Annotated in this window: 23 protein-coding genes; 16 read left to right on the forward strand and 7 right to left on the reverse strand. The window is 60.2% G+C overall.

Annotation, left to right across the window (positions count from 1 at the left end):
- The first annotated feature begins 112 nt into the window (after positions 1 to 112).
- Together argF and AC1Z1G_RS21070 are read left to right on the forward strand one after the other, a co-directional pair.
- Positions 113 to 1,033 (forward strand): ornithine carbamoyltransferase, encoded by a 921-nt coding sequence (argF, locus tag AC1Z1G_RS21065; RefSeq protein WP_483622303.1) that lies wholly within the window; start codon positions 113 to 115, stop codon positions 1,031 to 1,033.
- Entirely contained in the window at positions 1,030 to 2,139 is a 1,110-nt protein-coding gene (locus AC1Z1G_RS21070; RefSeq protein WP_483622304.1) for an ABC transporter ATP-binding protein, read from the forward strand. Before argF ends, AC1Z1G_RS21070 begins: the two co-directional genes overlap by 4 nt.
- Before the next feature lie 49 nt (positions 2,140 to 2,188).
- Here AC1Z1G_RS21070 and AC1Z1G_RS21075 read toward each other — a convergent pair whose 3' ends face one another.
- Positions 2,189 to 2,971: a PhzF family phenazine biosynthesis protein gene (locus tag AC1Z1G_RS21075; RefSeq protein WP_483622305.1), complete on the reverse strand. Its 783-nt coding sequence runs from the start codon at positions 2,969 to 2,971 to the stop codon at positions 2,189 to 2,191.
- Positions 2,972 to 3,067: 96 nt separating this feature from the next.
- Positions 3,068 to 3,538, reverse strand: coding sequence for a Cys-tRNA(Pro) deacylase (ybaK, locus tag AC1Z1G_RS21080; RefSeq protein WP_483622306.1), 471 nt, complete (start codon positions 3,536 to 3,538; stop codon positions 3,068 to 3,070).
- A 371-nt stretch (positions 3,539 to 3,909) separates the two neighbouring features.
- On the opposite strand from ybaK, the gene AC1Z1G_RS21085 reads away from it, so the two are divergent.
- The 11 genes from AC1Z1G_RS21085 to AC1Z1G_RS21135 all read left to right on the forward strand — a co-directional run bounded on the left by AC1Z1G_RS21085 (position 3,910) and on the right by AC1Z1G_RS21135 (position 16,615).
- Positions 3,910 to 4,761 (forward strand): MIP/aquaporin family protein, encoded by an 852-nt coding sequence (locus AC1Z1G_RS21085; RefSeq protein WP_483622307.1) that lies wholly within the window; start codon positions 3,910 to 3,912, stop codon positions 4,759 to 4,761.
- A gap of 76 nt (positions 4,762 to 4,837) precedes the next feature.
- Positions 4,838 to 6,343, forward strand: coding sequence for a glycerol kinase GlpK (glpK, locus tag AC1Z1G_RS21090; protein ID WP_483622308.1), 1,506 nt, complete (start codon positions 4,838 to 4,840; stop codon positions 6,341 to 6,343).
- Between the two features lie 96 nt (positions 6,344 to 6,439).
- The gene (locus AC1Z1G_RS21095) at positions 6,440 to 7,195 is read left to right on the forward strand and encodes a DeoR/GlpR family transcriptional regulator (RefSeq protein WP_347901767.1); all 756 of its coding nucleotides are present in this window, start codon (positions 6,440 to 6,442) and stop codon (positions 7,193 to 7,195) included.
- 300 nt (positions 7,196 to 7,495) lie between these two features.
- The gene (gene glpD / locus AC1Z1G_RS21100; RefSeq protein WP_483622309.1) at positions 7,496 to 9,034 is read left to right on the forward strand and encodes a glycerol-3-phosphate dehydrogenase; all 1,539 of its coding nucleotides are present in this window, start codon (positions 7,496 to 7,498) and stop codon (positions 9,032 to 9,034) included.
- Positions 9,035 to 9,488: 454 nt separating this feature from the next.
- A complete protein-coding gene (locus AC1Z1G_RS21105; protein ID WP_347901769.1) occupies positions 9,489 to 10,403 on the forward strand; it encodes a glutamate/aspartate ABC transporter substrate-binding protein in 915 nt (304 codons plus the stop codon).
- Positions 10,404 to 10,646: 243 nt separating this feature from the next.
- The gene (locus tag AC1Z1G_RS21110; RefSeq protein ID WP_483622310.1) at positions 10,647 to 11,393 is read left to right on the forward strand and encodes an amino acid ABC transporter permease; all 747 of its coding nucleotides are present in this window, start codon (positions 10,647 to 10,649) and stop codon (positions 11,391 to 11,393) included.
- Positions 11,393 to 12,064 carry an amino acid ABC transporter permease gene (locus AC1Z1G_RS21115; protein ID WP_483627940.1) on the forward strand — a complete coding sequence of 224 codons (672 nt, stop codon included), beginning with the start codon at positions 11,393 to 11,395 and terminating at the stop codon, positions 12,062 to 12,064. Before AC1Z1G_RS21110 ends, AC1Z1G_RS21115 begins: the two co-directional genes overlap by 1 nt.
- On the forward strand, positions 12,061 to 12,795 hold the full coding sequence (locus tag AC1Z1G_RS21120) for an amino acid ABC transporter ATP-binding protein (protein ID WP_150709842.1): 735 nt from the start codon (positions 12,061 to 12,063) through the stop codon (positions 12,793 to 12,795). The genes AC1Z1G_RS21115 and AC1Z1G_RS21120 overlap by 4 nt, the downstream gene beginning before the upstream one ends.
- A gap of 236 nt (positions 12,796 to 13,031) precedes the next feature.
- A complete protein-coding gene (aauS, locus tag AC1Z1G_RS21125) occupies positions 13,032 to 14,933 on the forward strand; it encodes a two-component sensor histidine kinase AauS (protein WP_483622311.1) in 1,902 nt (633 codons plus the stop codon).
- Complete coding sequence (gene aauR, locus AC1Z1G_RS21130) at positions 14,930 to 16,258, forward strand: two-component response regulator AauR (protein WP_347901772.1); 1,329 nt, start codon at positions 14,930 to 14,932, stop codon at positions 16,256 to 16,258. The genes aauS and aauR overlap by 4 nt, the downstream gene beginning before the upstream one ends.
- Before the next feature lie 27 nt (positions 16,259 to 16,285).
- Positions 16,286 to 16,615, forward strand: coding sequence for a GlpM family protein (locus AC1Z1G_RS21135; protein ID WP_483627942.1), 330 nt, complete (start codon positions 16,286 to 16,288; stop codon positions 16,613 to 16,615).
- Positions 16,616 to 16,721: 106 nt separating this feature from the next.
- On the opposite strand, the gene AC1Z1G_RS21140 is transcribed toward AC1Z1G_RS21135, so the two are convergent.
- From AC1Z1G_RS21140 to AC1Z1G_RS21160, 5 genes are all read right to left on the reverse strand, one after another.
- Complete coding sequence (locus AC1Z1G_RS21140) at positions 16,722 to 17,126, reverse strand: DMT family transporter (protein WP_483627944.1); 405 nt, start codon at positions 17,124 to 17,126, stop codon at positions 16,722 to 16,724.
- Between the two features lie 10 nt (positions 17,127 to 17,136).
- Positions 17,137 to 17,511: a DMT family transporter gene (locus AC1Z1G_RS21145; protein WP_347901773.1), complete on the reverse strand. Its 375-nt coding sequence runs from the start codon at positions 17,509 to 17,511 to the stop codon at positions 17,137 to 17,139.
- Positions 17,508 to 18,428, reverse strand: a complete 921-nt coding sequence (locus tag AC1Z1G_RS21150; protein ID WP_483622312.1) for an arginase family protein — start codon at positions 18,426 to 18,428, stop codon at positions 17,508 to 17,510. The genes AC1Z1G_RS21145 and AC1Z1G_RS21150 overlap by 4 nt, the downstream gene beginning before the upstream one ends.
- A gap of 157 nt (positions 18,429 to 18,585) precedes the next feature.
- Positions 18,586 to 19,455 (reverse strand): fatty acid desaturase family protein, encoded by an 870-nt coding sequence (locus AC1Z1G_RS21155; RefSeq protein WP_483622313.1) that lies wholly within the window; start codon positions 19,453 to 19,455, stop codon positions 18,586 to 18,588.
- A 168-nt stretch (positions 19,456 to 19,623) separates the two neighbouring features.
- Entirely contained in the window at positions 19,624 to 20,394 is a 771-nt protein-coding gene (locus AC1Z1G_RS21160; protein WP_483622314.1) for a MipA/OmpV family protein, read from the reverse strand.
- Positions 20,395 to 20,625: 231 nt separating this feature from the next.
- Between AC1Z1G_RS21160 and AC1Z1G_RS21165 the strand changes: the two genes are divergently transcribed.
- From AC1Z1G_RS21165 to AC1Z1G_RS21175, 3 genes are read left to right on the forward strand one after another with little or no spacing between them, the layout of a single operon-like run.
- Positions 20,626 to 21,348, forward strand: a complete 723-nt coding sequence (locus AC1Z1G_RS21165) for an HAD-IB family phosphatase (RefSeq protein WP_483622315.1) — start codon at positions 20,626 to 20,628, stop codon at positions 21,346 to 21,348.
- Positions 21,341 to 22,735: an aspartate aminotransferase family protein gene (locus AC1Z1G_RS21170; RefSeq protein WP_483622316.1), complete on the forward strand. Its 1,395-nt coding sequence runs from the start codon at positions 21,341 to 21,343 to the stop codon at positions 22,733 to 22,735. Before AC1Z1G_RS21165 ends, AC1Z1G_RS21170 begins: the two co-directional genes overlap by 8 nt.
- Entirely contained in the window at positions 22,732 to 23,595 is an 864-nt protein-coding gene (locus AC1Z1G_RS21175) for an alpha/beta hydrolase (protein ID WP_483622317.1), read from the forward strand. The genes AC1Z1G_RS21170 and AC1Z1G_RS21175 overlap by 4 nt, the downstream gene beginning before the upstream one ends.
- The last annotated feature ends 8 nt before the right edge of the window (positions 23,596 to 23,603 follow it).

Genomic DNA, 23,603 nt, shown 5'->3' on the forward strand with positions numbered 1-23,603 from the left:
TCGCGCCTTCCCCTATTTCGTCGCCCCGTGCGGCTCCCGCCGCAGGTCTCGCCCGTTTTCCAGTTAAACAAGGCTTTGAGTATCTGCGGTCCGTTGCAAAAGGTAGTCAATGATGAGCGCAAGGCACTTTCTCTCCCTGATGGATTGCACGCCCGAAGAGCTGGTCAGCATGATCCGTCGAGGCATTGAGCTCAAAGACCTGCGTAATCGCGGCGTACTGTTCGAGCCTTTGAAAAACCGCGTTCTGGGGATGATTTTCGAGAAATCCTCAACCCGCACACGCCTGTCGTTCGAGGCTGGTATGATCCAGCTCGGCGGCCAGGCGATTTTCCTCTCGCCGCGTGACACCCAACTGGGCCGTGGCGAGCCGATCGGCGACTGCGCCATTGTCATGTCGCGCATGCTCGATGCCGTGATGATCCGCACCTTTGCCCACAATACCCTGACCGAATTTGCCGCCAACTCCCGCGTACCGGTGATCAACGGCCTGTCCGATGACCTGCACCCGTGCCAGTTGCTGGCCGACATGCAAACCTTCCTGGAACACCGTGGCTCGATTCAAGGCAAGACCGTGGCCTGGATCGGCGACGGCAACAACATGTGTAACAGCTATATAGAAGCCGCGATTCAGTTCGACTTCCAGTTGCGCATCGCCTGCCCTGAAGGTTACGAACCCAACCCTGAGTTCGTCGCCAAAGCCTTCGATCGAGTGACCATCGTCCGCGATCCTCGTGACGCTGTACTGGGCGCCCATCTAGTCAGCACCGACGTCTGGACCTCGATGGGCCAGGAAGAAGAAACCGCCAAGCGACTCAAACTGTTTGCGCCATTCCAGGTCAATCGTGCCTTGCTCGATCTGGCCGCGGAGGACGTACTGTTCATGCATTGCCTACCCGCTCACCGTGGCGAAGAAATCAGCCTCGACCTGCTCGACGACCCGCGCTCGGTCGCCTGGGACCAGGCCGAAAACCGTCTCCACGCACAAAAGGCCCTGCTCGAATTTCTCGTCACACCGGCGTACCAGCACGCATGAGCCATCCATTACTGCTGAACCTGCGCAATCTGGCCTGCGGTTATCAGGACCAACGGGTCGTCCAGAACCTCAACCTGCACCTGAATGCTGGCGACATCGGTTGCCTGCTCGGTTCGTCCGGTTGCGGCAAAACCACCACGTTGCGGGCAATCGCCGGTTTCGAACCGGTGCATGAAGGCGAAATACAACTGGCCGGCGAAACCATCTCCAGTGCCGGCTTCACCCTGGCACCGGAAAAACGCCGGATCGGCATGGTGTTCCAGGACTACGCCCTGTTCCCACACCTGAGCGTGGCCGAGAACATTGCCTTCGGCATCCGCAAGCATCCGCAAAAAGATCGGGTCACCGAGGAGATGCTCGAACTGGTCAACCTGAAGAACCTGGGCAAGCGCTTCCCTCATGAACTGTCTGGCGGCCAGCAGCAACGTGTTGCCCTGGCCCGGGCACTGGCGCCAGAACCGCAACTGCTGCTGCTCGACGAGCCGTTCTCCAACCTCGATGGCGAATTGCGCCGCAAGCTCAGTCACGAGGTGCGCGACATTCTCAAGGCCCGTGGCACCAGCGCAATTCTGGTGACCCACGACCAGGAAGAAGCCTTCGCCGTCAGCGATCAGGTTGGCGTATTCAAGGAGGGTCGCCTGGAGCAGTGGGACACGCCTTACAACCTGTACCACGAACCGCAAACACCGTATGTGGCGAGCTTTATCGGTCAGGGTTACTTCATTCGCGGCCAGTTGCACTCCCCGGAGTCGGTGCAAACCGAGCTGGGCGTGCTACGCGGTAACCGAGCCTACACCTGGCCTACGGGTGGCGCGGTTGATGTACTGCTGCGCCCGGACGATATCGTTTATGCGCCGGACAGTGACTTGCAGGCACGGATTGTCGGCAAGACCTTCCTCGGCGCCTCGACCTTGTATCGCTTGCAACTCCCGACCGGCAGCCAACTGGAATCGATCTTCCCGAGCCATGCTGACCATTTGGTCGGTGCCGATGTCGGTATCCGCGTGGCAGCCGAACACCTGGTGTTGTTCCAGGCCAGTGGCAGCACGGCAGCGCACATTCCGGCGGTAGAGTCCGGGGTTCGTCGGTACAGCACCGCGCACTGAACAACACGGACTACTGTGGGAGCAGGCTTGCTCCCACAGCAAGTTTCCGTCAGCCGAGCATCAGCGTCCCGCTTGCAACGAGCGTCGCATTACCACCGATCTTCACCCGACTCCCTTCCAGGCGGCAGAACAACTCCCCTCCCCGCGCCGAACACTGATACGCCGTCAGGCTCGATTTACCCAACCGCTGCGACCAGTACGGAATCAGGCTGCAATGCGTCGAGCCGGTGACCGGGTCTTCGTTAATACCGATGGCCGGCGCAAAGTAGCGCGAAACGAAATCATGCCCCGTACCCCGCGCCGTAACGATTGCACCAGGCCAAGGCAACTTGGCCAGCGCAGCCATGTCCGGCTGGCAATCGAGCACCTCCTGCTCTGACTCCAGCACCACGAACAATTTCTTGGAACCCAGCACCTCAACCGCCTGCACGCCCAGCGCCCGCTCCACATCGAGGGTCACATCGACTTTGCCCGGTTCAATCGTCGGAAAGTCCAGCCATAGCCGCTCGCCTTCCCGACTCACACTCAAGGGGCCCGACTTGCTGATGAAGTCCAGTCGTTCGACCGGCTCTTTATAGACCTTGAACAACACATAAGCGCTGGCCAGCGTCGCATGGCCGCACAACGGCACTTCGGTGATCGGCGTGAACCAGCGGATACGCCAGCCTTGAGCCTCACGCACCACAAACGCAGTTTCGGCAAGGTTGTGTTCGGCGGCGATTTTTTGCATCAAGTCATCGGCGAGCCAGGCGTCGAGCCGATAGACCATTGCCGGATTGCCACTGAACGGTCGATCACTGAATGCATCAACCTGATGAAACGCTAGCTGCATGGGTGTTCTCCTTCTGTAGGTAAGGACGAGTTTGCATCAACCACCAAGTGGCAACCAGAGAAAGAACCTGCCGGTTTTCACCATACAGCGCGGCAATCAGGCCCGACCAATATCGGCGAATTTGGCCTGCGTGTGCTCGGCCAGCACCGTCGCCGCCAATTCGACCTCAAGACCACGTCGTCCCGCACTGACGTAAATGCTCGCGAAAGGCTGAGCACTGTTGTCGATAAACGTGCGCAAGCGCTTTTTCTGCCCCAACGGGCTGATCCCACCCAACAGGTAGCCAGTCGCACGTTGCGCAGCCGCCGGGTCAGCCATTTCAACCTTCTTGACCCCGGCGGCGTGGGCCAGCCCCTTGAGGTCCAGGGTGCCAGCCACCGGCACCACCGCCACCAGCAACTCGCCTTTTTCACTGGCCGCCAACAGCGTCTTGAAGACTTGCGCCGGATCCAGCCCCAGTTTTTCCGCTGCCTCCAATCCATAGGAAGCCGCTTTCGGATCATGTTCGTAACTGTGCACGCGATGTTCGGCACGAACTTTTTTCAGCAGGTCCAATGCGGGGGTCATGGCAGCTCCAAGCCGGGCGAGAGAGGAAAATCGTTACCGCACGATTCTAGGTCATGCCTCTGGAAAAGGCTCTACCTCAAGACCGTTTCGCCGCCGCAGGCCCGGCCATCCGCCGATTTTTGGCAACCCGCAAAACCTGACTAACGCGATCATTCATGTAACTAATAGTTTAAAAGTGACTGACGGTTCACTTTCGACCTTTGACAGCAGTGTTTCTTGTCTATATTTTTTCGAATCTGAATACCATGTGAAACATCCTACGCAGCACCCAGCAGTAAAGCCGAGACCAGGATGGGGATCCTGCCTCGGTGAAAATCGCGCTCAGCCCCTTCGGAAACAGCGCCCGACAACAACAAAAACCGAGGTTTTCAATGACAACTGCTTTACAACAACCGTCACTCTCCGGCCAATGCATGGCCGAGTTTCTGGGGACTGCGCTACTGATCTTCTTCGGCACAGGTTGCGTTGCCGCGCTCAAGGTTGCGGGTGCGAGTTTCGGCTTGTGGGAAATCAGCATCATCTGGGGGGTTGGCGTCAGCATGGCGATCTACCTGACCGCCGGCGTTTCCGGTGCCCACCTGAACCCGGCCGTGAGCATCGCGCTGTGCGTTTTCGCCGACTTTGAAAAACGCAAATTGCCGTTCTACATCCTTGCCCAGGTCGCTGGCGCCTTCTGCGCGGCGTTGTTGGTTTACACGCTTTATAGCAACCTGTTCTTCGATTACGAACAAACCCACCACATTGTTCGCGGCACGCAAGCCAGCCTGGAAACGGCGTCGGTGTTCTCCACCTACCCGCACCCGGCACTGTCTACTGGCCAGGCGTTCCTGGTGGAAGTGATCATCACGGCCATCCTGATGGGCGTGATCATGTCCCTGACCGATGACAACAACGGCCTGCCAAAGGGCCCGTTGGCGCCCCTGCTGATCGGCCTGCTGATTGCGGTGATTGGCAGCGCGATGGGCCCGCTGACCGGTTTTGCGATGAACCCGGCGCGAGACTTCGGTCCGAAACTGATGACTTTCTTCGCTGGCTGGGGTGAAATTTCCTTCACTGGCGGCCGCGATATTCCGTACTTCCTGATTCCGGTATTCGCCCCCATCGTGGGTGCCTGCCTCGGCGCTGCCGCTTATCGCGGGCTGATTGCCCGTTATCTGCCCAACGCCACACCTGCTACAAAGGATGCAGAACAGGCCATTGACGGCAAACCAAGAATTTCTTGAAACCGATGGCGCGAGATCCTGCCCAACCTGATCTCGCGCTTGCGCCCTCTCCCTTATTTCGTCCAAGGCAATCGACATGACCGACATTCAGAATAAGAACTACATCATTGCCCTCGATCAGGGTACGACCAGTTCGCGAGCGATCATTTTTGACCGCGACGCCAACGTGGTCTGCACTGCGCAGCGCGAATTCGCCCAGCATTACCCGCAAGCCGGCTGGGTCGAGCATGACCCGATGGAAATCTTCGCCACACAAAGCGCCGTGATGGTCGAGGCCCTGGCTCAAGCCGGCCTGCACCATGACCAGGTGGCCGCCATCGGCATCACCAACCAGCGTGAAACCACTGTGGTCTGGGACAAGACCACCGGCCGCCCGATCTACAACGCGATCGTCTGGCAGTGCCGACGCAGCACCGAGATCTGCCAGCAGCTCAAGCGCGATGGCCACGAGCAATACATCAGCGACACCACCGGCCTGGTCACCGACCCGTACTTCTCCGGCACCAAACTCAAGTGGATCCTGGACAACGTTGAAGGCAGCCGCGAACGCGCCCGCAACGGCGAACTGCTGTTCGGCACCGTCGACAGCTGGCTGATCTGGAAATTTACCGGCGGCAAGACCCACGTCACCGACTACACCAACGCCTCGCGCACCATGCTCTTCAACATCCACACCCTGGAGTGGGACGCGAAGATGCTGGAGATCCTGGACATCCCGCGCGAGATGCTGCCAGAGGTCAAGTCGTCGTCCGAAATCTACGGCCACACCAAGAGCGGCATCGCTATCGGCGGTATCGCCGGCGACCAGCAAGCAGCGTTGTTCGGCCAGATGTGCGTGGAACCGGGCCAAGCCAAAAACACCTACGGCACCGGCTGCTTCCTGCTGATGAATACAGGCGACAAAGCCGTGAAGTCCAAGCACGGCATGCTCACCACCATCGCGTGCGGCCCTCGTGGCGAAGTGGCTTACGCCCTGGAAGGCGCGGTCTTCAACGGCGGCTCCACCGTGCAGTGGCTGCGTGACGAGCTGAAAATCATCAACGACGCACACGACACCGAATACTTCGCCAACAAGGTCAAGGACAGCAATGGCGTGTACCTGGTCCCGGCCTTCACCGGTCTCGGCGCCCCTTACTGGGACCCGTATGCCCGTGGCGCACTGTTCGGCCTGACCCGTGGCGTACGCGTGGATCACATCATTCGCGCAGCGCTGGAGTCGATTGCCTACCAGACCCGCGACGTACTCGATGCCATGCAGCAGGACTCCGGCGAGCGCCTCAAGGCCCTGCGCGTGGATGGTGGCGCAGTCGCGAACAACTTCCTCATGCAGTTCCAGGCCGACATCCTCGGCACCCAGGTCGAGCGCCCGCAAATGCGTGAAACCACCGCCCTCGGTGCCGCCTACCTGGCCGGCCTCGCGTGCGGCTTCTGGGGCAGCCTGGAAGAACTGCGCGGCAAGGCGGTGATCGAGCGCGAGTTCGATCCGACCCTGGACGAAACCGCGAAGGAAAAACTCTACGCCGGCTGGAAAAAAGCCGTCAGCCGCACCCGCGACTGGGAACCACACGAAGGCGCTGAATAAGCCAGGCCTCTGGCCCCTTAAAGGGTTCTAACTGGTAGGGAGCGGATTCCTGCGGCATCATGGGCAAATTTTGCACGGCAGCCCAAAGGAAGCCCCATGAATCTGCCTCCCCGTCAGCAGCAAATCCTCGAACTGGTCCGCGAACGCGGTTACGTCAGCATCGAGGAAATGGCCCAGCTGTTCGTCGTTACACCGCAAACCATCCGCCGCGATATCAATCAATTGGCGGAAGTGAATCTGTTGCGTCGCTACCATGGCGGCGCAGCCTACGACTCCAGTGTTGAAAACACCGCCTACGCCATGCGCGCCGATCAGATGCGCGATGAGAAACAACGCATCGGCGAAGCCATCGCCAAGCAAATCCCCGATCACGCCTCGCTGTTCATCAACATCGGCACCACCACCGAGTCCATTGCTCGGGCGCTGCTCAATCACAGCCACCTGAAAATCATCACCAACAACCTGAACGTCGCGACCATGCTCAGTGCCAAGGACGATTTCGACGTCCTGCTGACGGGCGGTAACGTGCGGCGTGATGGCGGTGTGGTGGGTCAGGCCAGCGTCGACTTCATCAACCAGTTCAAGGTCGACTTCGCCCTGGTGGGCATCAGCGGTATCGACGAAGACGGCAGCCTGCTGGATTTCGACTATCAGGAAGTGCGCGTCTCCCAGGCGATCATCGCCAACGCCCGGCAAGTCATCCTGGCTGCCGACTCCAGCAAGTTCGGGCGTAACGCTATGATTCGCCTGGGACCGATCAGCCTGATCGATTGCCTGGTCACCGACCAGCAGCCGGTGCCGGCGCTGGCGCAGTTGCTGAATCAACACAAGATTCGGCTGGAAGTCGTTTAGCCTCCCCTCACATCTTCGTCGCCTGTCCAGACGCCATCGCGAGCAGGCTCGCTCCCACAAGTTCAGCGCAACCCTTGTGGGAGCGAACCTGCTCGCGATAGCAATCTCTGCCGCACCTCCTCTTTCGCGTCCTTACGCGCATCTAAATGTTCGGAAACTTTCCTTTAACGGCCCTTCGATCAGTATTTTCAATCGAAGTTAACTGGCTGTGAGCGGCTTTATGGGCTAACATTTTCGCAAATGAACATTAATGTTCGAATTCCAATACGATCAGATCATAAAAGATCGCGAGGCCTGCTCATGACCACCTCTACCTTGCCTGCTCCACCGCTTGCCGAAGTCTATGATGTTGCCGTTATTGGCGGCGGGATCAACGGCGTCGGGATTGCAGCAGACGCAGCCGGTCGCGGTCTTTCGGTGTTCCTTTGCGAAAAGGACGATCTGGCCAGCCACACCTCGTCGGCCAGCAGCAAGCTGATCCACGGTGGTCTGCGCTACCTCGAACATTATGAGTTCCGCCTGGTGCGTGAAGCCCTGGCCGAACGCGAAGTGCTGTTGGCCAAGGCCCCGCACATCGTCAAGCAGATGCGTTTCGTGCTGCCGCACCGCCCTCACCTGCGTCCGGCGTGGATGATCCGCGCAGGCCTGTTCCTTTATGACCACCTGGGCAAGCGGGAAAAACTCGCAGGCTCCAACAGCCTGAAGTTCGGTGCCGACAGCGCACTGAAAAGCGAAATCACCAAAGGCTTCGAATATTCCGACTGCTGGGTCGACGACGCCCGCCTCGTGGTGCTGAACGCCATGGCCGCCCGCGAAAAAGGTGCTCACGTTCACACCCAAACCCGCTGCGTCAGCGCCCGCCGCAGCAAAGGCCTGTGGGAACTGAACCTGGAACGCACCGATGGCAGCCTGTTTTCGATCCGCGCCAAGGCGCTGGTGAACGCTGCCGGCCCTTGGGTCGCCAAGTTCATCAAGGACGACCTGAAGATGGAATCGCCCTACGGCATCCGTCTGATCCAGGGCAGCCACCTGATCGTGCCGAAGCTGTACGAAGGCGACCACGCGCACATCCTTCAAAACGAAGACCAGCGCATCGTGTTCACCATTCCGTACCTCAATCACTTCACCCTGATTGGCACCACCGACCGCGAATACACCGGCGACCCGGCAAAAGTGGCGATCACCGAAGGCGAAACCGATTACCTGATCAAGGTCGTCAACGCCCACTTCAAGAAGCAAGTGAGCCGCGACGACATCGTGCACACCTATTCCGGTGTTCGCCCGCTGTGCAACGACGAATCCGACAACCCATCGGCCGTGACACGCGACTACACTCTGGCGCTGTCTGGCAGTGGCGAAGAAGCGCCACTGTTGTCGGTGTTCGGCGGCAAGCTGACCACCTACCGCAAACTGGCCGAGTCGGCCATGGCGCAGCTGACACCGTATTTCACGCACATCAAGCCAAGCTGGACTGCCACCGCGACCCTGCCGGGCGGCGAAGACATGACCACGCCTCAAGCCTTGAGCGCCTTGATTCGCGACAAGTTCGACTGGGTGCCGACCGAAATTGCCCGCCGCTGGGCCACCACCTACGGCAGCCGTACCTGGCGCATGCTGGAAGGCGTGCAGAACCTCAGCGACCTGGGCGAACACCTGGGTGGCGGCCTCTATACCCGCGAAGTCGATTACCTGTGCAGCGAAGAATGGGCCACCACCGCTCACGACATCCTGTGGCGCCGTAGCAAACTCGGGCTGTTCACCACCCAGGCAGAGCAGGAAAACGTGCAACGCTATCTGGACAAAGTCGAGCAGAACCGCAGCAAGATCGAAGCGGCCTGATCGGTAACCCGGTTAAACGAAAGCCCCTGGCACCGAAAGGTCCAGGGGCTTTCTGCATTCCGGAATACACCGCAACTCCACGGAGGGAGCGAACCTGCTCGCGATAGCGGTGTGTCAGGCAACTTCAATGCTGGATGCGCTGACCTCATCGCGAGCAGGCTCGCACCCACAAGGTGCTCAGCGCCCCCCCTGGATTGCATTCGGTTTTCCGAACGCGACCTTCTGGTCAATTCGGTAAACCGGATGAATCGGCATGAAAAACACCGTCATAAATACTTAATACCCTTCTAAATCAATGCGTTGATAAGACTCGCCTGGCCTGGCACGACTCATGCTCTACACTCTGGGACGAATGCCGGATGTGCCAACACTTCAGGAGCAGTCAAGGCATTCGCAGTACAAAAAAAGAGCCGACGAACTGGCTCCATATAAAAACAATGTCGAGGAAAATTTGATGCGCATCGTTCCCCATCTTCTGGGCGCAGCTATCGCTGCCGCACTGATTAGCACTCCAGTTTTCGCCGCCGAACTCACCGGCACACTGAAGAAGATCAAAGAGTCCGGCACCATCACCCTGGGCCACCGCGACGCTTCCATTCCGTTTTCCTACATCGCGGACGCTACCGGCAAACCGGTCGGCTACTCCCACGATATTCAGCTGAAAATCGTCGAAGCCATCAAAAAAGACCTGGACATGCCTAACCTGCAGGTCAAGTACAACCTGGTCACCTCGCAAACCCGTATTCCGCTGGTGCAGAACGGCACCGTGGACGTCGAGTGCGGCTCCACCACCAACAACGTCGAGCGTCAGCAACAAGTTGACTTCTCTGTCGGCATCTTCGAAATCGGTACACGTCTGCTGTCCAAAAAGGACTCGACCTACAAGGATTTCGCTGACCTCAAAGGCAAGAACGTCGTGACCACCGCGGGCACCACGTCCGAGCGCATCCTCAAGTCGATGAACGCCGACAAGCAGATGGGCATGAACGTCATCTCTGCCAAAGACCACGGCGAGTCCTTCCAGATGCTGGAATCGGGCCGCGCTGTTGCCTTCATGATGGACGACGCGCTGCTGGCCGGTGAAATGGCCAAGGCCAAGAAGCCGACTGACTGGGCCGTGACCGGCACACCACAGTCTTATGAAATCTACGGCTGCATGGTCCGCAAGGGCGACGAACCGTTCAAGAAGGCTGTCGATGACGCCATCAAAGCGACCTACGCTTCGGGCGAAATCAACAAGATCTACGAAAAGTGGTTCTTGCAGCCAATTCCGCCAAAAGGCCTGAACCTGATGTTCCCGATGAGCGACGAGCTCAAGGCCCTGATCGCCAACCCGACCGACAAAGCGGCTGACGACAAAAAATCCTGATTTCTGACTAACCTTACCTTCTGAAAGGGCCCATGCCCTTTCAGAAGGCTGTCACTCCCTGCTGGCACTTTTTTGGAAGCACTCGAACCGGTGGTTGTCGAGCCGATCGCGTGTGCCTGATTGCAGAGGTCTGTACGGTCAGTTTGAGCTGAAAAAACTGATCACACAGGCCACCTGTTCGGGCGGGAACGGATTTTCCCCAGGCGGGCACTTGTACATCGATCGATCTGAGGGGAGACCCTAATGAATTACAACTGGGACTGGGGCGTGTTCTTCAAGTCCACCGGCGTGGGCAGCGAGACCTATCTCGACTGGTTCATTTCCGGGCTGGGCTGGACCATCGCCATCGCCATCGTGGCCTGGATCATCGCGTTGCTGCTGGGTTCGATTCTGGGCGTCATGCGCACCGTACCGAATCGCCTGGTAGCGGGCATCGCCACCTGCTACGTGGAACTCTTTCGTAACGTGCCGCTGCTGGTTCAGCTGTTCATCTGGTACTTCCTGGTGCCCGACCTGCTGCCCGCCAACCTGCAAGAGTGGTACAAGCAGGACCTGAACCCGACCACCTCCGCCTACCTGAGCGTTGTCGTGTGCCTGGGCCTGTTCACCGCTGCCCGGGTGTGCGAACAAGTGCGCACCGGTATCCAGGCGCTGCCGCGTGGCCAGGAATCGGCCGCCCGCGCCATGGGTTTCAGCCTGCCGCAGATCTACTGGAACGTGCTGCTGCCCCAGGCCTACCGGATCATCATTCCGCCGCTTACCTCGGAATTTCTCAACGTCTTCAAGAACTCGTCCGTGGCGTCCCTGATCGGCCTGATGGAGCTGCTCGCGCAGACCAAACAGACCGCAGAATTCTCCGCCAACCTGTTCGAAGCCTTCACCCTGGCGACCCTGATCTACTTCACCCTGAACATGAGCCTGATGCTGCTGATGCGTGTGGTCGAGAAGAAAGTCGCGGTGCCCGGCCTGATCTCCGTAGGGGGTAAATGATGGAATTCGACTTCTCGGGCGTCATTCCGTCCCTGCCGGGCTTGTGGAACGGCATGGTCATGACCCTGCAACTGATGGCGCTCGGCGTCGTCGGCGGGATCATCCTCGGTACGATCCTGGCACTGATGCGCCTGTCCCACAGCAAGCTGCTGTCGAACATTGCCGGCGCCTACGTCAACTACTTCCGTTCGATCCCACTGCTGCTGGTGATCACCTGGTTCTACCTGGCGGTGCCGTTCGTCCTGCGCTGGATCACCGGCGAAGACACCCCGATCGGCGCGTTCGCCTCGTGCATCGTGGCGTTCATGATGTTCGAAGCGGCGTACTTCTGCGAAATCGTCCGTGCCGGCGTGCAGTCGATTCCAAAAGGCCAGATGGGCGCCGCCCAAGCTCTGGGCATGACGTATGGCCAGATGATGCGTTTGATCATCCTGCCGCAAGCGTTCCGCAAGATGACCCCGCTGCTGCTGCAACAGAGCATCATCCTGTTTCAGGACACCTCGCTGGTGTACGCGGTCGGCCTGGTGGACTTCCTCAATGCATCGCGAGCCAGTGGCGACATCATCGGCCGCTCCAATGAGTTCCTGATCTTCGCAGGTCTCGTGTACTTCACAATCAGCTTTGCCGCCTCGCTGCTGGTCAAGCGTCTGCAAAAAAGGTTTGCCGTATGATCTCTATCAAGAATGTCAACAAGTGGTATGGCGACTTCCAGGTACTGACTGATTGCAGCACCGAGGTCAAAAAAGGCGAAGTGATCGTGGTGTGCGGGCCATCCGGCTCCGGCAAATCCACCCTGATCAAATGCGTCAACGCCCTGGAACCGTTCCAGAAAGGCGACGTGGTGGTCGACGGCACATCCATCGCCGACCCGAAGACCGACCTGCCGAAACTGCGCTCACGCGTGGGCATGGTGTTCCAGCATTTCGAACTGTTCCCGCACCTGACCATCACCGAAAACCTGACCATCGCGCAGATCAAGGTGTTGGGGCGCAGCAAGGAAGAGGCTACCAAGAAAGGCCTGCAACTGCTTGAGCGCGTTGGTCTTTCCGCTCACGCCCACAAGCACCCTGGCCAGCTCTCCGGTGGTCAGCAGCAGCGTGTGGCGATTGCCCGTGCGCTGGCGATGGACCCGATCGTCATGCTGTTCGACGAACCGACCTCGGCGCTCGACCCGGAAATGGTCAACGAAGTACTCGACGTGATGGTGCAACTGGCCCACGAAGGCATGACCATGATGTGCGTGACCCACGAAATGGGCTTCGCCCGTAAAGTGGCGGACCGGGTGATTTTCATGGACCAGGGCAAGATCATCGAAGACTGCCAGAAAGAAGAGTTCTTCGGCGACATCAGCGCCCGCTCCGAGCGTGCACAACACTTCCTCGAGAAAATCCTGCAGCACTAAAACCGGAACTGCTCTCGATAGGAGAGCAGGCTTGCCCTTGTGGCGAGGGAGCTTGCTCCCGCTCGACTGCGAAGCAGTCGTAGAACCAGCCAGTGCGATGTATCAGATAAATTGCATTGGCAAGTTTCAGGGCCGCTTTGCGTCCCAGCGGGAGCAAGCTCCCTCGCCACAGGTTCTGCGCTCGACTGAATAAAGGGTAAGCCCGCTACCACGCTGGTTGACCCAAGGCATCTGTGATGAAATGCGACCCCACTCTCTATCGCGCCGCACCGCCATCACTCGCCGTGAAACCCCGTCTGATTCGCCATTTGTTTCTACCGCCACTGGTCATCTTGCTGATGGTCGGTCTCGGTTACGTCGGTTTCTGGACCAGCGAACACTACGGCATCCGCAGCCTGAGCGAGAACGGCCAGCGTCAGTTGGAACTGCACGCCCGCACGGTCGAAAGCGAGATCAGCAAATACACCTACCTGCCCAGCCTGCTGGAACTCGAATCGAGTGTTTCGCAATTGCTGGACGACCCGTCGCCGGAACACCGGCAAGCGGTCAATGACTACCTCGAAGGCCTGAACCGGCGCAGCCGCAGTCGGGCTATCTACGTGATGGACACCACCGGCCGCGTGCTGGCCACCAGTAACTGGCGCGATGTCGACAGCTACCTCGGTGAAGACCTGTCCTTTCGCGCCTATTTCCAGAACGCCATACGTGGCCAGCCCGGACGTTTCTATGGCATCGGCAGCACCAACGGCGAACCCGGCTACTACCTGGCCCATGGCCTGGAAGAACAAGGCAAGATCATCGGCGTCGCGGTGGTCAAGGTCCGCCTCGAAGCGCTGGAAGAACGCTGGCAACGCGCCCGACTGGAAGCCTTCGTCAGTGACGAAAACGGCATCATCATCCTTTCCAGCGACCCGGCGCGGCGGCTCAAATCGGTCCTGCCCCTGAGTGATGAAACCAAGGAGCGGCTGGCCCGCAGCCTTCAATATTACTGGTTCCCGCTCAACGAACTTGAACCGCTGGCGCGCGAGCGACTGGCCGAAGGCGTGGAGAAACTGACCTTCCCGGCCAACACCGAACTGGTGTCAGACGAAGAAGAAGTCAGCTACCTGTCACAGACCCGGCCCTTGAGCGATACGCCGTGGAACTTCACCCTGCTCACGCCGTTACAGGATTTGCGGCGCGAGGCAATCAATCAGGGAATCCTGGTGGCGGTGGCGTTTGCCCTGGTGGCGTTTCTGTTGATCGCCTGGAACGAACGACGCAAGGTCATCGCCACCCGCCTCGCCGCCCGTGAAGCGCTGCAAGAGGCCAACAACCAACTGGAGCGCAGGATCACCGAGCGCACCGGCGACCTGCGCGCCAGCAACGAGCGCCTCAAGAGCCAGATCCGCGAGCGGCGCCAGGCCGAAGAAACCTTGCGCCGCGCCCAGGATGAACTGGTGCAGGCCGGCAAACTCGCCGCCATCGGGCAGATGTCCACCAGCATCGCCCATGAATTGAATCAACCGCTGGCGGCCCTGCGCACGCTGTCGGGCAACACGGTTCGGTTCCTCGAACGTGGTCAGCTCGACGTCGCCAGCACCAACCTCAAGACCATCAACGAACTGATCGACCGCATGGGCCGGATCACCGCCAGCCTGCGCTCCTTCGCCCGGCGCGGTGACGATCAGGGTCAGGCCAGCCTGGGCAAAGCGGTAGACGCCGCGCTGCAACTGCTGGGCAGTCGCGTGGAGTCCGCGCACTTGCAGGTACATCGGCACTTTTCCGATGTTCAGGTGCAGATCGACCAGACCCGTCTGGAGCAGATTCTGGTCAACCTGATCGGCAACGCGCTCGACGCCATGCAAGCGCAGCCACTGCCGGTGCTATGGCTGGAGGGCGACGCTGTCGAGAGCAAATATCGCCTGCGCGTGCGCGACAATGGCCACGGCATTGACCTTGAGACGCGCAAACATTTGTTCGAACCCTTCTTTACCACCAAACCCGGTGAACAGGGCCTGGGCCTCGGCCTGACCCTCTCGGCGAGCCTGGCCGCCGCCACTGGCGGCCATTTGGGCGTCGAGCACCCGGCCAGCGGTGGTACCGCTTTCGTCCTCAGTTTACCGTTGGTAAGCCCCCTTCCCGCCGAGCCAATATGAACAACGACCTTAGTGTGCTGATCGTCGAAGACGACCCCCATGTCCTGCTCGGCTGCCAGCAAGCCCTGACCCTGGAAGACATTCCGTGCATTGGCGTGGGCAGTGCCGAAGAAGCGCTGGAGCGCGTCGGCGAGAACTTCGCCGGGATTGTCGTCAGCGACATTCGCCTGCCCGGCATCGACGGCCTGGAGTTGCTGACCCGCCTCAAGGCCCGCGACCGCAGCCTGCCCGTGGTGCTGATTACCGGCCACGGCGATATCTCCATGGCCGTTGGCGCGATGCAAAAAGGCGCCTACGACTTCATGGAGAAACCCTTCTCCCCCGAACGTCTGGTGGACGTCGCACGCCGCGCGCTGGAACAGCGCCGACTGGCCCGCGAGGTGACATCGCTGCGTCGACAACTGGCCGAACGCGACTCCCTTGAAGGCCGGATCATCGGCCGTTCACCGGCCATGCAGCACCTGCGCGAGTTGATCGCCAACGTGGCCGACACCTCGGCCAACGTGTTGATCGAAGGTGAAACCGGCACCGGTAAAGAACTGGTTGCCCGTTGCCTGCACGACTTCAGTCGCCGCCACTCCCAGCAGTTCGTGGCCCTGAACTGCGGCGGCCTGCCGGAAAACCTGTTCGAAAGCGAAATATTCGGCCACGAAGCCAACGCCTTCACCGGTGCCGGCAAACGGCGCATCGGCAAAATCGAACACGCCCATGACGGCACGCTGTTCCTCGATGAAGTGGAAAGCATGCCGCTGCCCTTGCAGATCAAGTTGCTGCGGGTCTTGCAGGAACGCACCTTGGAGCGCCTCGGTTCGAACCAGAGCGTTGCCGTCGATTGCCGGGTGATCGCCGCGACCAAGTCCGACCTCGACGAATTGAGCCGCGCCAGCCAGTTCCGCAGCGACCTGTATTACCGCCTCAACGTGGTGACCCTGGAACTGCCCCCCCTGCGTGAGCGCCGCGAAGACATCCTGCAATTGTTCGAACACTTCTTGCAGCAGTCGTCCTTGCGCTTTGACCGTACGTTGCCCGAACTGGACAACCAGACCCTGTCGAACCTGATGAGCCACGACTGGCCGGGCAACGTGCGGGAACTGCGTAACGTCGCCGAACGCTTCGCCCTTGGCTTGCCGGCCTTCAAGAAGTCCGGCACCGGCGGCAGCACTCAGGGCCTGGCGTTCGCCGAAGCGGTGGAAGCCTTCGAGCGCAACCTGCTCAACGATGCCTTGCAACGCAGCGGCGGCAACCTGACCCAGGCCAGCCTGGAACTGGGCATGGCCAAGACCACGCTGTTCGACAAGGTCAAGAAGTACGGCCTGAGCCATTAACCCGCCGCGAGAATGCCCGTGGACTTACTGTTGAAAGCTGCACTCGGCGCCGCAGTGGTGGTGATCCTCGCCGCACTGGCCAAGACCAAAAACTATTACATTGCAGGCCTGGTGCCGCTGTTTCCGACCTTTGCGCTGATCGCCCACTACATCGTCGGCAAGGGCCGCTCGCTGGATGACCTGAAAACCACCATCGTGTTTGGCATGTGGTCGATCATTCCGTACTTTGTGTACCTGGCGACCTTGTACGTGATGGTCGACCGGATGCGGCTGGAGGCGTCGCTGGCCGTTGCGGCGGTGGCGTGGTTGATGGCGGCGACGGTGTTGGTCAGCGTTTGGGTGCGCCTGCACGCCTGACATTGCTTGCGGCCGTTGTCGCGCCGAAGCGTCAAACCAGATGTAGGCTGAGACCCCGCCCTGTAGACGCCGAGCACGCTCGGCACCTACAGGAAACAGTGGGCATTCAGGCCTCTTCTCCCTCGGCCAGCAACGCAATCCCGCCCATGATCACGGCCACGCCAAACCAGTGCAGCAGGCTGATCTGCTCGCCCAGGCCAAGCCACGAACCGAGCAAGACCCCGACAAATACCAGCGAACTCAGGGGGAACGCCAGCGACAAGCTGCTGCGTCGCAGGATCAGCATCCACACGAAAAACGCCCCGATGTAGCAGGCGATAGCCGTCAAAACGCCCGGATTTCCGGCCACGGCCAGCAGCCATTGCCAGGTAAAATCCATCTGCCCCAGTTGATCGCCGCCGACCTTGGTGGCGATCTGGCCACCACTTTCAAAGCCGATCAGCAACATCCAGAGCACCACCGTGCCCAGCCGTCCGTGCAACCACCCCATGGTGCTGTTCCCTTCCATCATTGATTGAGCTTCAGACATGGGCCACACACACGAGCATGACGCCCGCCGTAATCACCAGGGTGCCGAGCCAGCGTCGGCGGCTGACGGTTTCCCCCAGCACCACTTTGCCGGCCAGCACCACCCCGCAATACGCCAGCGCCGCGGCTGGAAACAACAGGCTCAAGGGCGCTCGGGAGAGGGCTTCGAGCCAAACGAAAAATTCGATCACATAGGCGCCGATCCCGCACCAGAGCAGCGGTGCGTTGAACACCTGGCCCCAGAATGCGTTCAGGCGAAAACCGCCTTCAAGTTCGGGCAACCGGTCCAGGCCGAGTTTGAAACAGAGCTGGCCAATGACATCGAGGACAATCGAAAAGGCCACCAGTAAAACCACGGTCAGGGTCACGGGAACAACTCCTCGAACAGGCTGATCAGCGCTTGGTTGGTGGTTGAGTTGCGCAGTAAGTCGTCATCGCTCCAGCGCTCGGGAGGCGGTTGGTCGGACTTGGCTTCCCAGCGTTTGAAGGCGTTACTGAACGCCGGCTGGGCGAACTCGCCACAGACGTCGATGCCCAGAATCCGCTTGCTCGCCGCCAGTGCGCGCAAGGCTTGCAGCAAGTGAGTCAGGCGCATGCCGCCCTGATCCCAATTGGTGGCCGCGTCTTCGCTGGCCAGCACATCTTTGTCGATGGTGATCCACACCGCGTCGGTGGGCAGGCTCTGGATCAACTGCGCCAGAAACACCGGCCAATCGAGGTCGGCCAGGTTGCGCCAGTGCAGGTGGTTTTCGAGTTGCCGGTGCCCGGCGCCATCGCCGATCCGGCCCCAGACCTGGGACGGCGGGTGTTGCCAGGGAAACAATTGCAGGTCGCCACGCTTCAACGCGCCGAGGTTACCGCCGCGCAGTTGCGGGTTATGCAGGTCGTCGCTGCACGGGCCGAGGGTGACGATGCGCTTGATGTTCGGCAGTTTCAGCGCCCGGTTGACCCACGAACCACAATGGCGACGTGGCGCAAAACGTACCCAGTCGGGGTGGTTGTCGAAGTGAATCAGGCTGACCGGCTCTGCGATATCGGCGAGAAAGGCCGGGGTCAGGTGGTGATAGTCACCGGAGCCGACAAAGAAGATTTCCGGTTGCGAGCCCGTGTGGCGGGGCCGTTGGCGCAGGCGCTCGGAAAAACGCCGGTAGTTCTTCTCGCTGGACCATAAGCGCAGTTTCGGGCCCAGGTCGAGCAGGTCCAGACGCCGCGCACGGCCGCTTTCCAGCAGTCGAGCGATAGGCGCCTGGGCCGTCAGGCTGTGGTCGAGATCTAAAATGTTCAAGGTTTGGATTCACCCTTGTCAGACCCCCTCAGACACCGGCTCCATCACTCATGAAGGCCGGCCGAACGGGCTTCAGGGGGTAAATGCAAGGGACGGGCCAGCCGCAGTCCGATGAGTGCCCCCGCAGACCCGTTCGACGGGGAAACCATCGCCCGACTCACTGTTCTTTGCGGTGAGCCACCAGAAAGCCCAGGCCATGGGACACCGGGATCACCTTCACCCCCGCCGCCCGTTGCTGCTCGGCAATCTCGCGGTGGAACGCCTTGACCTTGGTCCAGTGCATTTTCGGTCGGTAATGGTGTTCGGCGTGGTAACCGTTGTTCATCCAGATCACGTTATAGAGCACGCTGTAAGTGCTCACGCCCCAGGCAATCGGCAAGTCCGGATTGCCGCCCAGATGCTCGTAATACCCATTGAGCGACGACAACGCCTGGCCCAGGTACCAGAACGGCACCAGCAACAGCACCGCACGCCAGTCATAGAACGCCAGCGCCAGGTAGGTGGCGACCGTCACGTAGATCTCGACCTTCACCCAGCGCGCATCGTCAGGGCGCTTGCGCTGCATTTCCTCATAAAAAGGTTTGGGGTCATCGCGAAAGAAGCTGAGGAAGGTGTAGGCCCACGGGTTTTCCGGCTGGCCGTCCTTGCCACGCAGGTAGATCGACAGCGGGTCGACGGTTTTACCGTCCGCTCCCGGCAGGTCGGAGTTGCCCCGGTGATGGCGATTGTGGATATCGCGGTAGAGCGTCTGGGAGAAACCGATGGTCACGGACAACAGCAGATCAAACGCCCGGTTCATCCAGCCCATCGTGAAGTACGGGTTGTGGATCTGGTTATGGGAGATGCTATTGATGCTCCACGACAGGCTGACGGCATAGACCAGGGCCAGCGGCACGATGGCCCACCATGACAGGTCATGAAAAGCCGTTACCAGCCACAGGACAAACGCCAGGTGGGCCACGCCCAGCATGATCGGGATCAAGTCCCACAATGAATAGGCGAGCAAACGATAGACGGGACGAGCCATGAAGAACTTCCTGAGCAATTGAGTTCTCCACGACCACTGCAAACAGCAGACCAAACTCGACACGTCTTTCATGAGCATTCCCACGCTTTCGTGCGGGAATGCACCGGGTGACGATTTGCGTCACATCCAGAGCGTCCGGGGCAGCGTTGCGATCCTTGATCGCTGCGATCAGTCGAACTTGTAGCTGATCGCCGCCTGCACTTCGCCCTGGTTCACGTTGCCCTTTTCCTTGACGATACTGCTGTCCGCCGCCGAGCCGGTCAGGTGAATCCAGCTGGCGCTGGTCACCAGCGACCAGTGCTGCGTGAGCGGGAATTCGAAACTCTGGGTCAGGGCCACATTCTGCAAACCGCCACTGGCGTTGTACTCGCGAATGCCCGAGGCCCGGGACTCCTTGTCCGTCACGCCGAAGAAGGTCTGGGTCTGGCGCCCATCGGCGAAATGCGCCGTCAGGTTACTGCTGCCAATCACCCCGCCGCCCAGCGGATAGCCTATTTCCCCGCCGACCCGGCCCAACACGCCACCCTGGCCGCCTTTACCGCCCACGGCCTGACCGACCTGGGCGAACACCCGCCAGAAGTCGGCCGGGCTGTACTGAATGAAGCCACCGACCTCGCCCATGTCCGGCACATCGCGCAAGCCGTACAGCGACCGGTTGGCACTGCGCCCCGGCAGGTAATTAATGAACGGCCCGGTGCTGAAACCGTTGGTTTTCAGGGCGCTCCAGGTCAAGCCGTCGTCGGTGCCGAGGCTCACATCGCCCCAGTCCAGATCGAAGTACGGCACGGGGACTGTCTCGTAGCGGCTGCCGGTCGGGTCGTAGGGTTGATAGCTGATTCCCAGCCCCGCTTCACCGGTGATGCCGTCGGCCCGCGCCGTAGCGGACACACCGCACAGGCACAGCAGACTGGCGAATACAGCAGAGATAAACCTGAACATGGTGCGATTCCTTATCGTGACATGCGCGCATCAATCCTCAGGTCCAGCTCCCTGCGCAAGCACTCATGTTGTTTGTAGCGACCTACAAAAATTGTAGCTCCGATTTCGCCCCTGCGCGCCGAAAGCCCGCCAGTCATGGGCCGAAACAACTTGGCACAGTCCCTGCTGTACCCCACTGCAAGCGCAAACAGCGCGCCCTGCCCACTGCCTCGCCATAAACAGGTACTACAGATGATTGACTGGCACATCGTGTGTGATTTCGACGGGACCATCACCCGCACCGACGTGATCGACAGCATCCTTCAACGCTTCGCCGACCCAAGTTGGGAAGTGATTGAGGAACAGTGGCTGGCCGGTGACATCGGTTCGCGTGAATGCCTCAGTCGCCAGCTCTCGCTGGTCAAGGCCTCGCCTGCCGAGCTGCTCGGCTTTTTCGACACCGTCGAGATCGACCCGGACTTCCCCGACTTCGTCGACCACGTGGTCGGCCTCGGCGCCACCCTGGAAGTGGTCAGCGACGGCATCGAGCAAGGCATCGCCCGGATCCTGGCACGCAACTACGTGAGCTTGCTGCCGATCCTCGCCAATCGCCTGCGTCAAGTCGACCACAACAGCTGGCGTATCGACTTTCCGTACTCGAGCGACGCCTGCCGCGCCGCTTCCGGCAATTGCAAATGCAAGTCCACCCCCAGCAGCAAACGCGTGCTGGTGATCGGTGACGGCCAATCCGACATGTGCGTGGCCTCCACCGCCGACTTCGTATTTGCCAAGGACCGCCTGGCCGAGCATTGCGAGCGCAACGGCATTGCCTACGCCCGCTTCGACAGCTTCGCCGAACTGCCCGCGTTGCTGGCCCAGTTGCCAAACGGCAGCGCTGCCAACGCCAGCACCTTCTCGCTTGATCACCCCTGCGAACACACTTCTGAACAACAGGAACTCTTCCACCATGTCTGATATCCGAATCGCTACCGCAGAAGACCAGGTCCTTCTGGACAAAGAGGCCAAGTACTGCTCTTACGGCGACACTGTTCACTACATCGATCCGCCGCGTATTTTCAGCCGCTGTGAAGGCTCCTACGTCTGGGACACCGAAGACCAGGCTTACCTCGACCTGCAAATGTGGTACTCGGCCGTCAACTTCGGTTACGCCAACCCGCGCCTGAACAATGCACTGAAACAGCAGATCGACACCCTGCCGCAGATCGCCAGCCAATACCTGCACAAAGGCAAGATCGAGCTGTCGGAAATGATCGCGGTCGATGCCAAGAAGAAGTTCGGCCTCGACGGTCGCGTGCACTTCAACGTCGGCGGTTCGCAGTCCATCGAGGACTCGCTGAAAGTCGTGCGTAACGCCACCAACGGCAAGAGCCTGATGTTCGCCTTCGAAGGCGGCTACCACGGCCGTACCCTCGGCGCTTCGTCGATCACCTCGAGCTACCGCTACCGTCGCCGCTACGGTCACTTCGGTGAGCGCGCCAACTTCATCCCGTTCCCGTACCACTTCCGTGGCCCAAAAGGCATGACCAAGGAAGAATACGGCAGCCATTGTGTCCAACAATTCGCCCGTCTGTTTGAAACCGAATACAACGGTGTCTGGGACCCGAAAGTCGGCCAGAGTGAATACGCAGCGTTCTACGTCGAGCCGATCCAGGGCACCGGCGGCTACGTGATCCCGCCGATGAACTTCTACAGCGAACTCAAGCAGGTGCTGGACCAGCACGGCATCCTGATGGTCGTCGACGAAATCCAGATGGGTTTCTGGCGCACCGGCAAGCTGTGGTCGATCGAGCACTTCGACGTCAAACCGGACGTGATCGTCTTCGGTAAGGCGCTGACCAATGGCCTCAACCCACTGGGCGGCATTTGGGCGAAAGAAGAACTGATCAACCCGAAAATCTTCCCGCCAGGCTCGACTCACTCCACCTTCGCCTCCAACCCGCTGGGTACGGCGGTCGGCCTGGAAATGTTCAAGATGACCAGCGAAGTCGATTACGGCGCGATGGTCATGGCCAAGGGCAAATACTTCCTGGAAGGCCTCAAGGACCTGCAAAAACGCTACCCGATCATCGGCGACGTCGACGGCCTGGGCCTGGCGCTGCGCTGCGAAATCTGCGGCCCGGACGGTTTCACGCCGGACAAGGCCACCCTGGACTTCATGGTTGAAGAAGGCATGAAGGGCGACATCGAAATCGACGGCAAGCGTCTGGGCCTGATTCTCGATGTGGGCGGTTACTACAAGAACGTGATCACCCTCGCGCCATCGCTGGAAATCAGCTACCCGGAAATCGACCTGGGCATCGCCCTGCTCGACCGCTTGCTTGCTCGAGCGATGAAACGATGATCCAACCAGAGATCGACATGGGCGAAGGTAGCGCCGGTTTCGTTCTCGGCAGTGGTGAGGTCGCGGTGTTGTTGATCCACGGCCTGACCGGCACCCCGACGGAGTTGCGTCGGGTGGCCATCGGCCTGGCCAAGGCAGGGTGCACGGTGTACGTGCCCACCCTGGCCGGGCACTGCGGTGACAACGCCGACCTGCAAGCCACGGGCTGGCGCGACTGGTACGAAGGCGTGCGCAAGACGTTCGCCGGCATTCGCCGTAAACACGAACAGGTGTTCGTCGGCGGCCTGTCCATGGGCGCGGTCATGTCCATGTACCTGGCCTCCGAACACCCGGGGCAGATCAGCGGCCTGCTGATGTATTCCACCACCCTGCGCTATGACGGCTGGAGCATTCACAAACTGGCGTTCCTGACGCCTTTGCTGATGAAGATTCCGTTTGGCGTGCACATCTGCCGTTTCGAAGAAAAACCGCCCTATGGCATCAAGAACGAGCGCCTGCGGGCCATCGTCGAGCGCCAGATGAAGGCCGGCGAAAGCAGCAATGCCGGGCTGTTGACCATGGAAGGCGTCACCGTGCGCGAACTGCACCGGATGAACGCGGTGGTCAAGAAACGCATGCCTTCGATCAACGTCCCCGCACTGGTGCTGCATTCGCGCGAGGACGACATCACCAGCCGCTGGAACGCCGATTACGTGGAACGCAAACTCGGCGGCCCCGTGACCAAGATCCTGCTGGATAACTGCTACCACATGATCACGGTCGACCTGCAGTACCGCCGCGTCGTGGAGTTGAGCGCGGACTTCATCGCCCAGCGGACGGTAACCCCGCCCGTGCGCGAAGCGTATCGACAGCTGGCGTAGCCTAAGGA

The organism is Pseudomonas sp. JL27(2026), assembly GCF_056933555.1.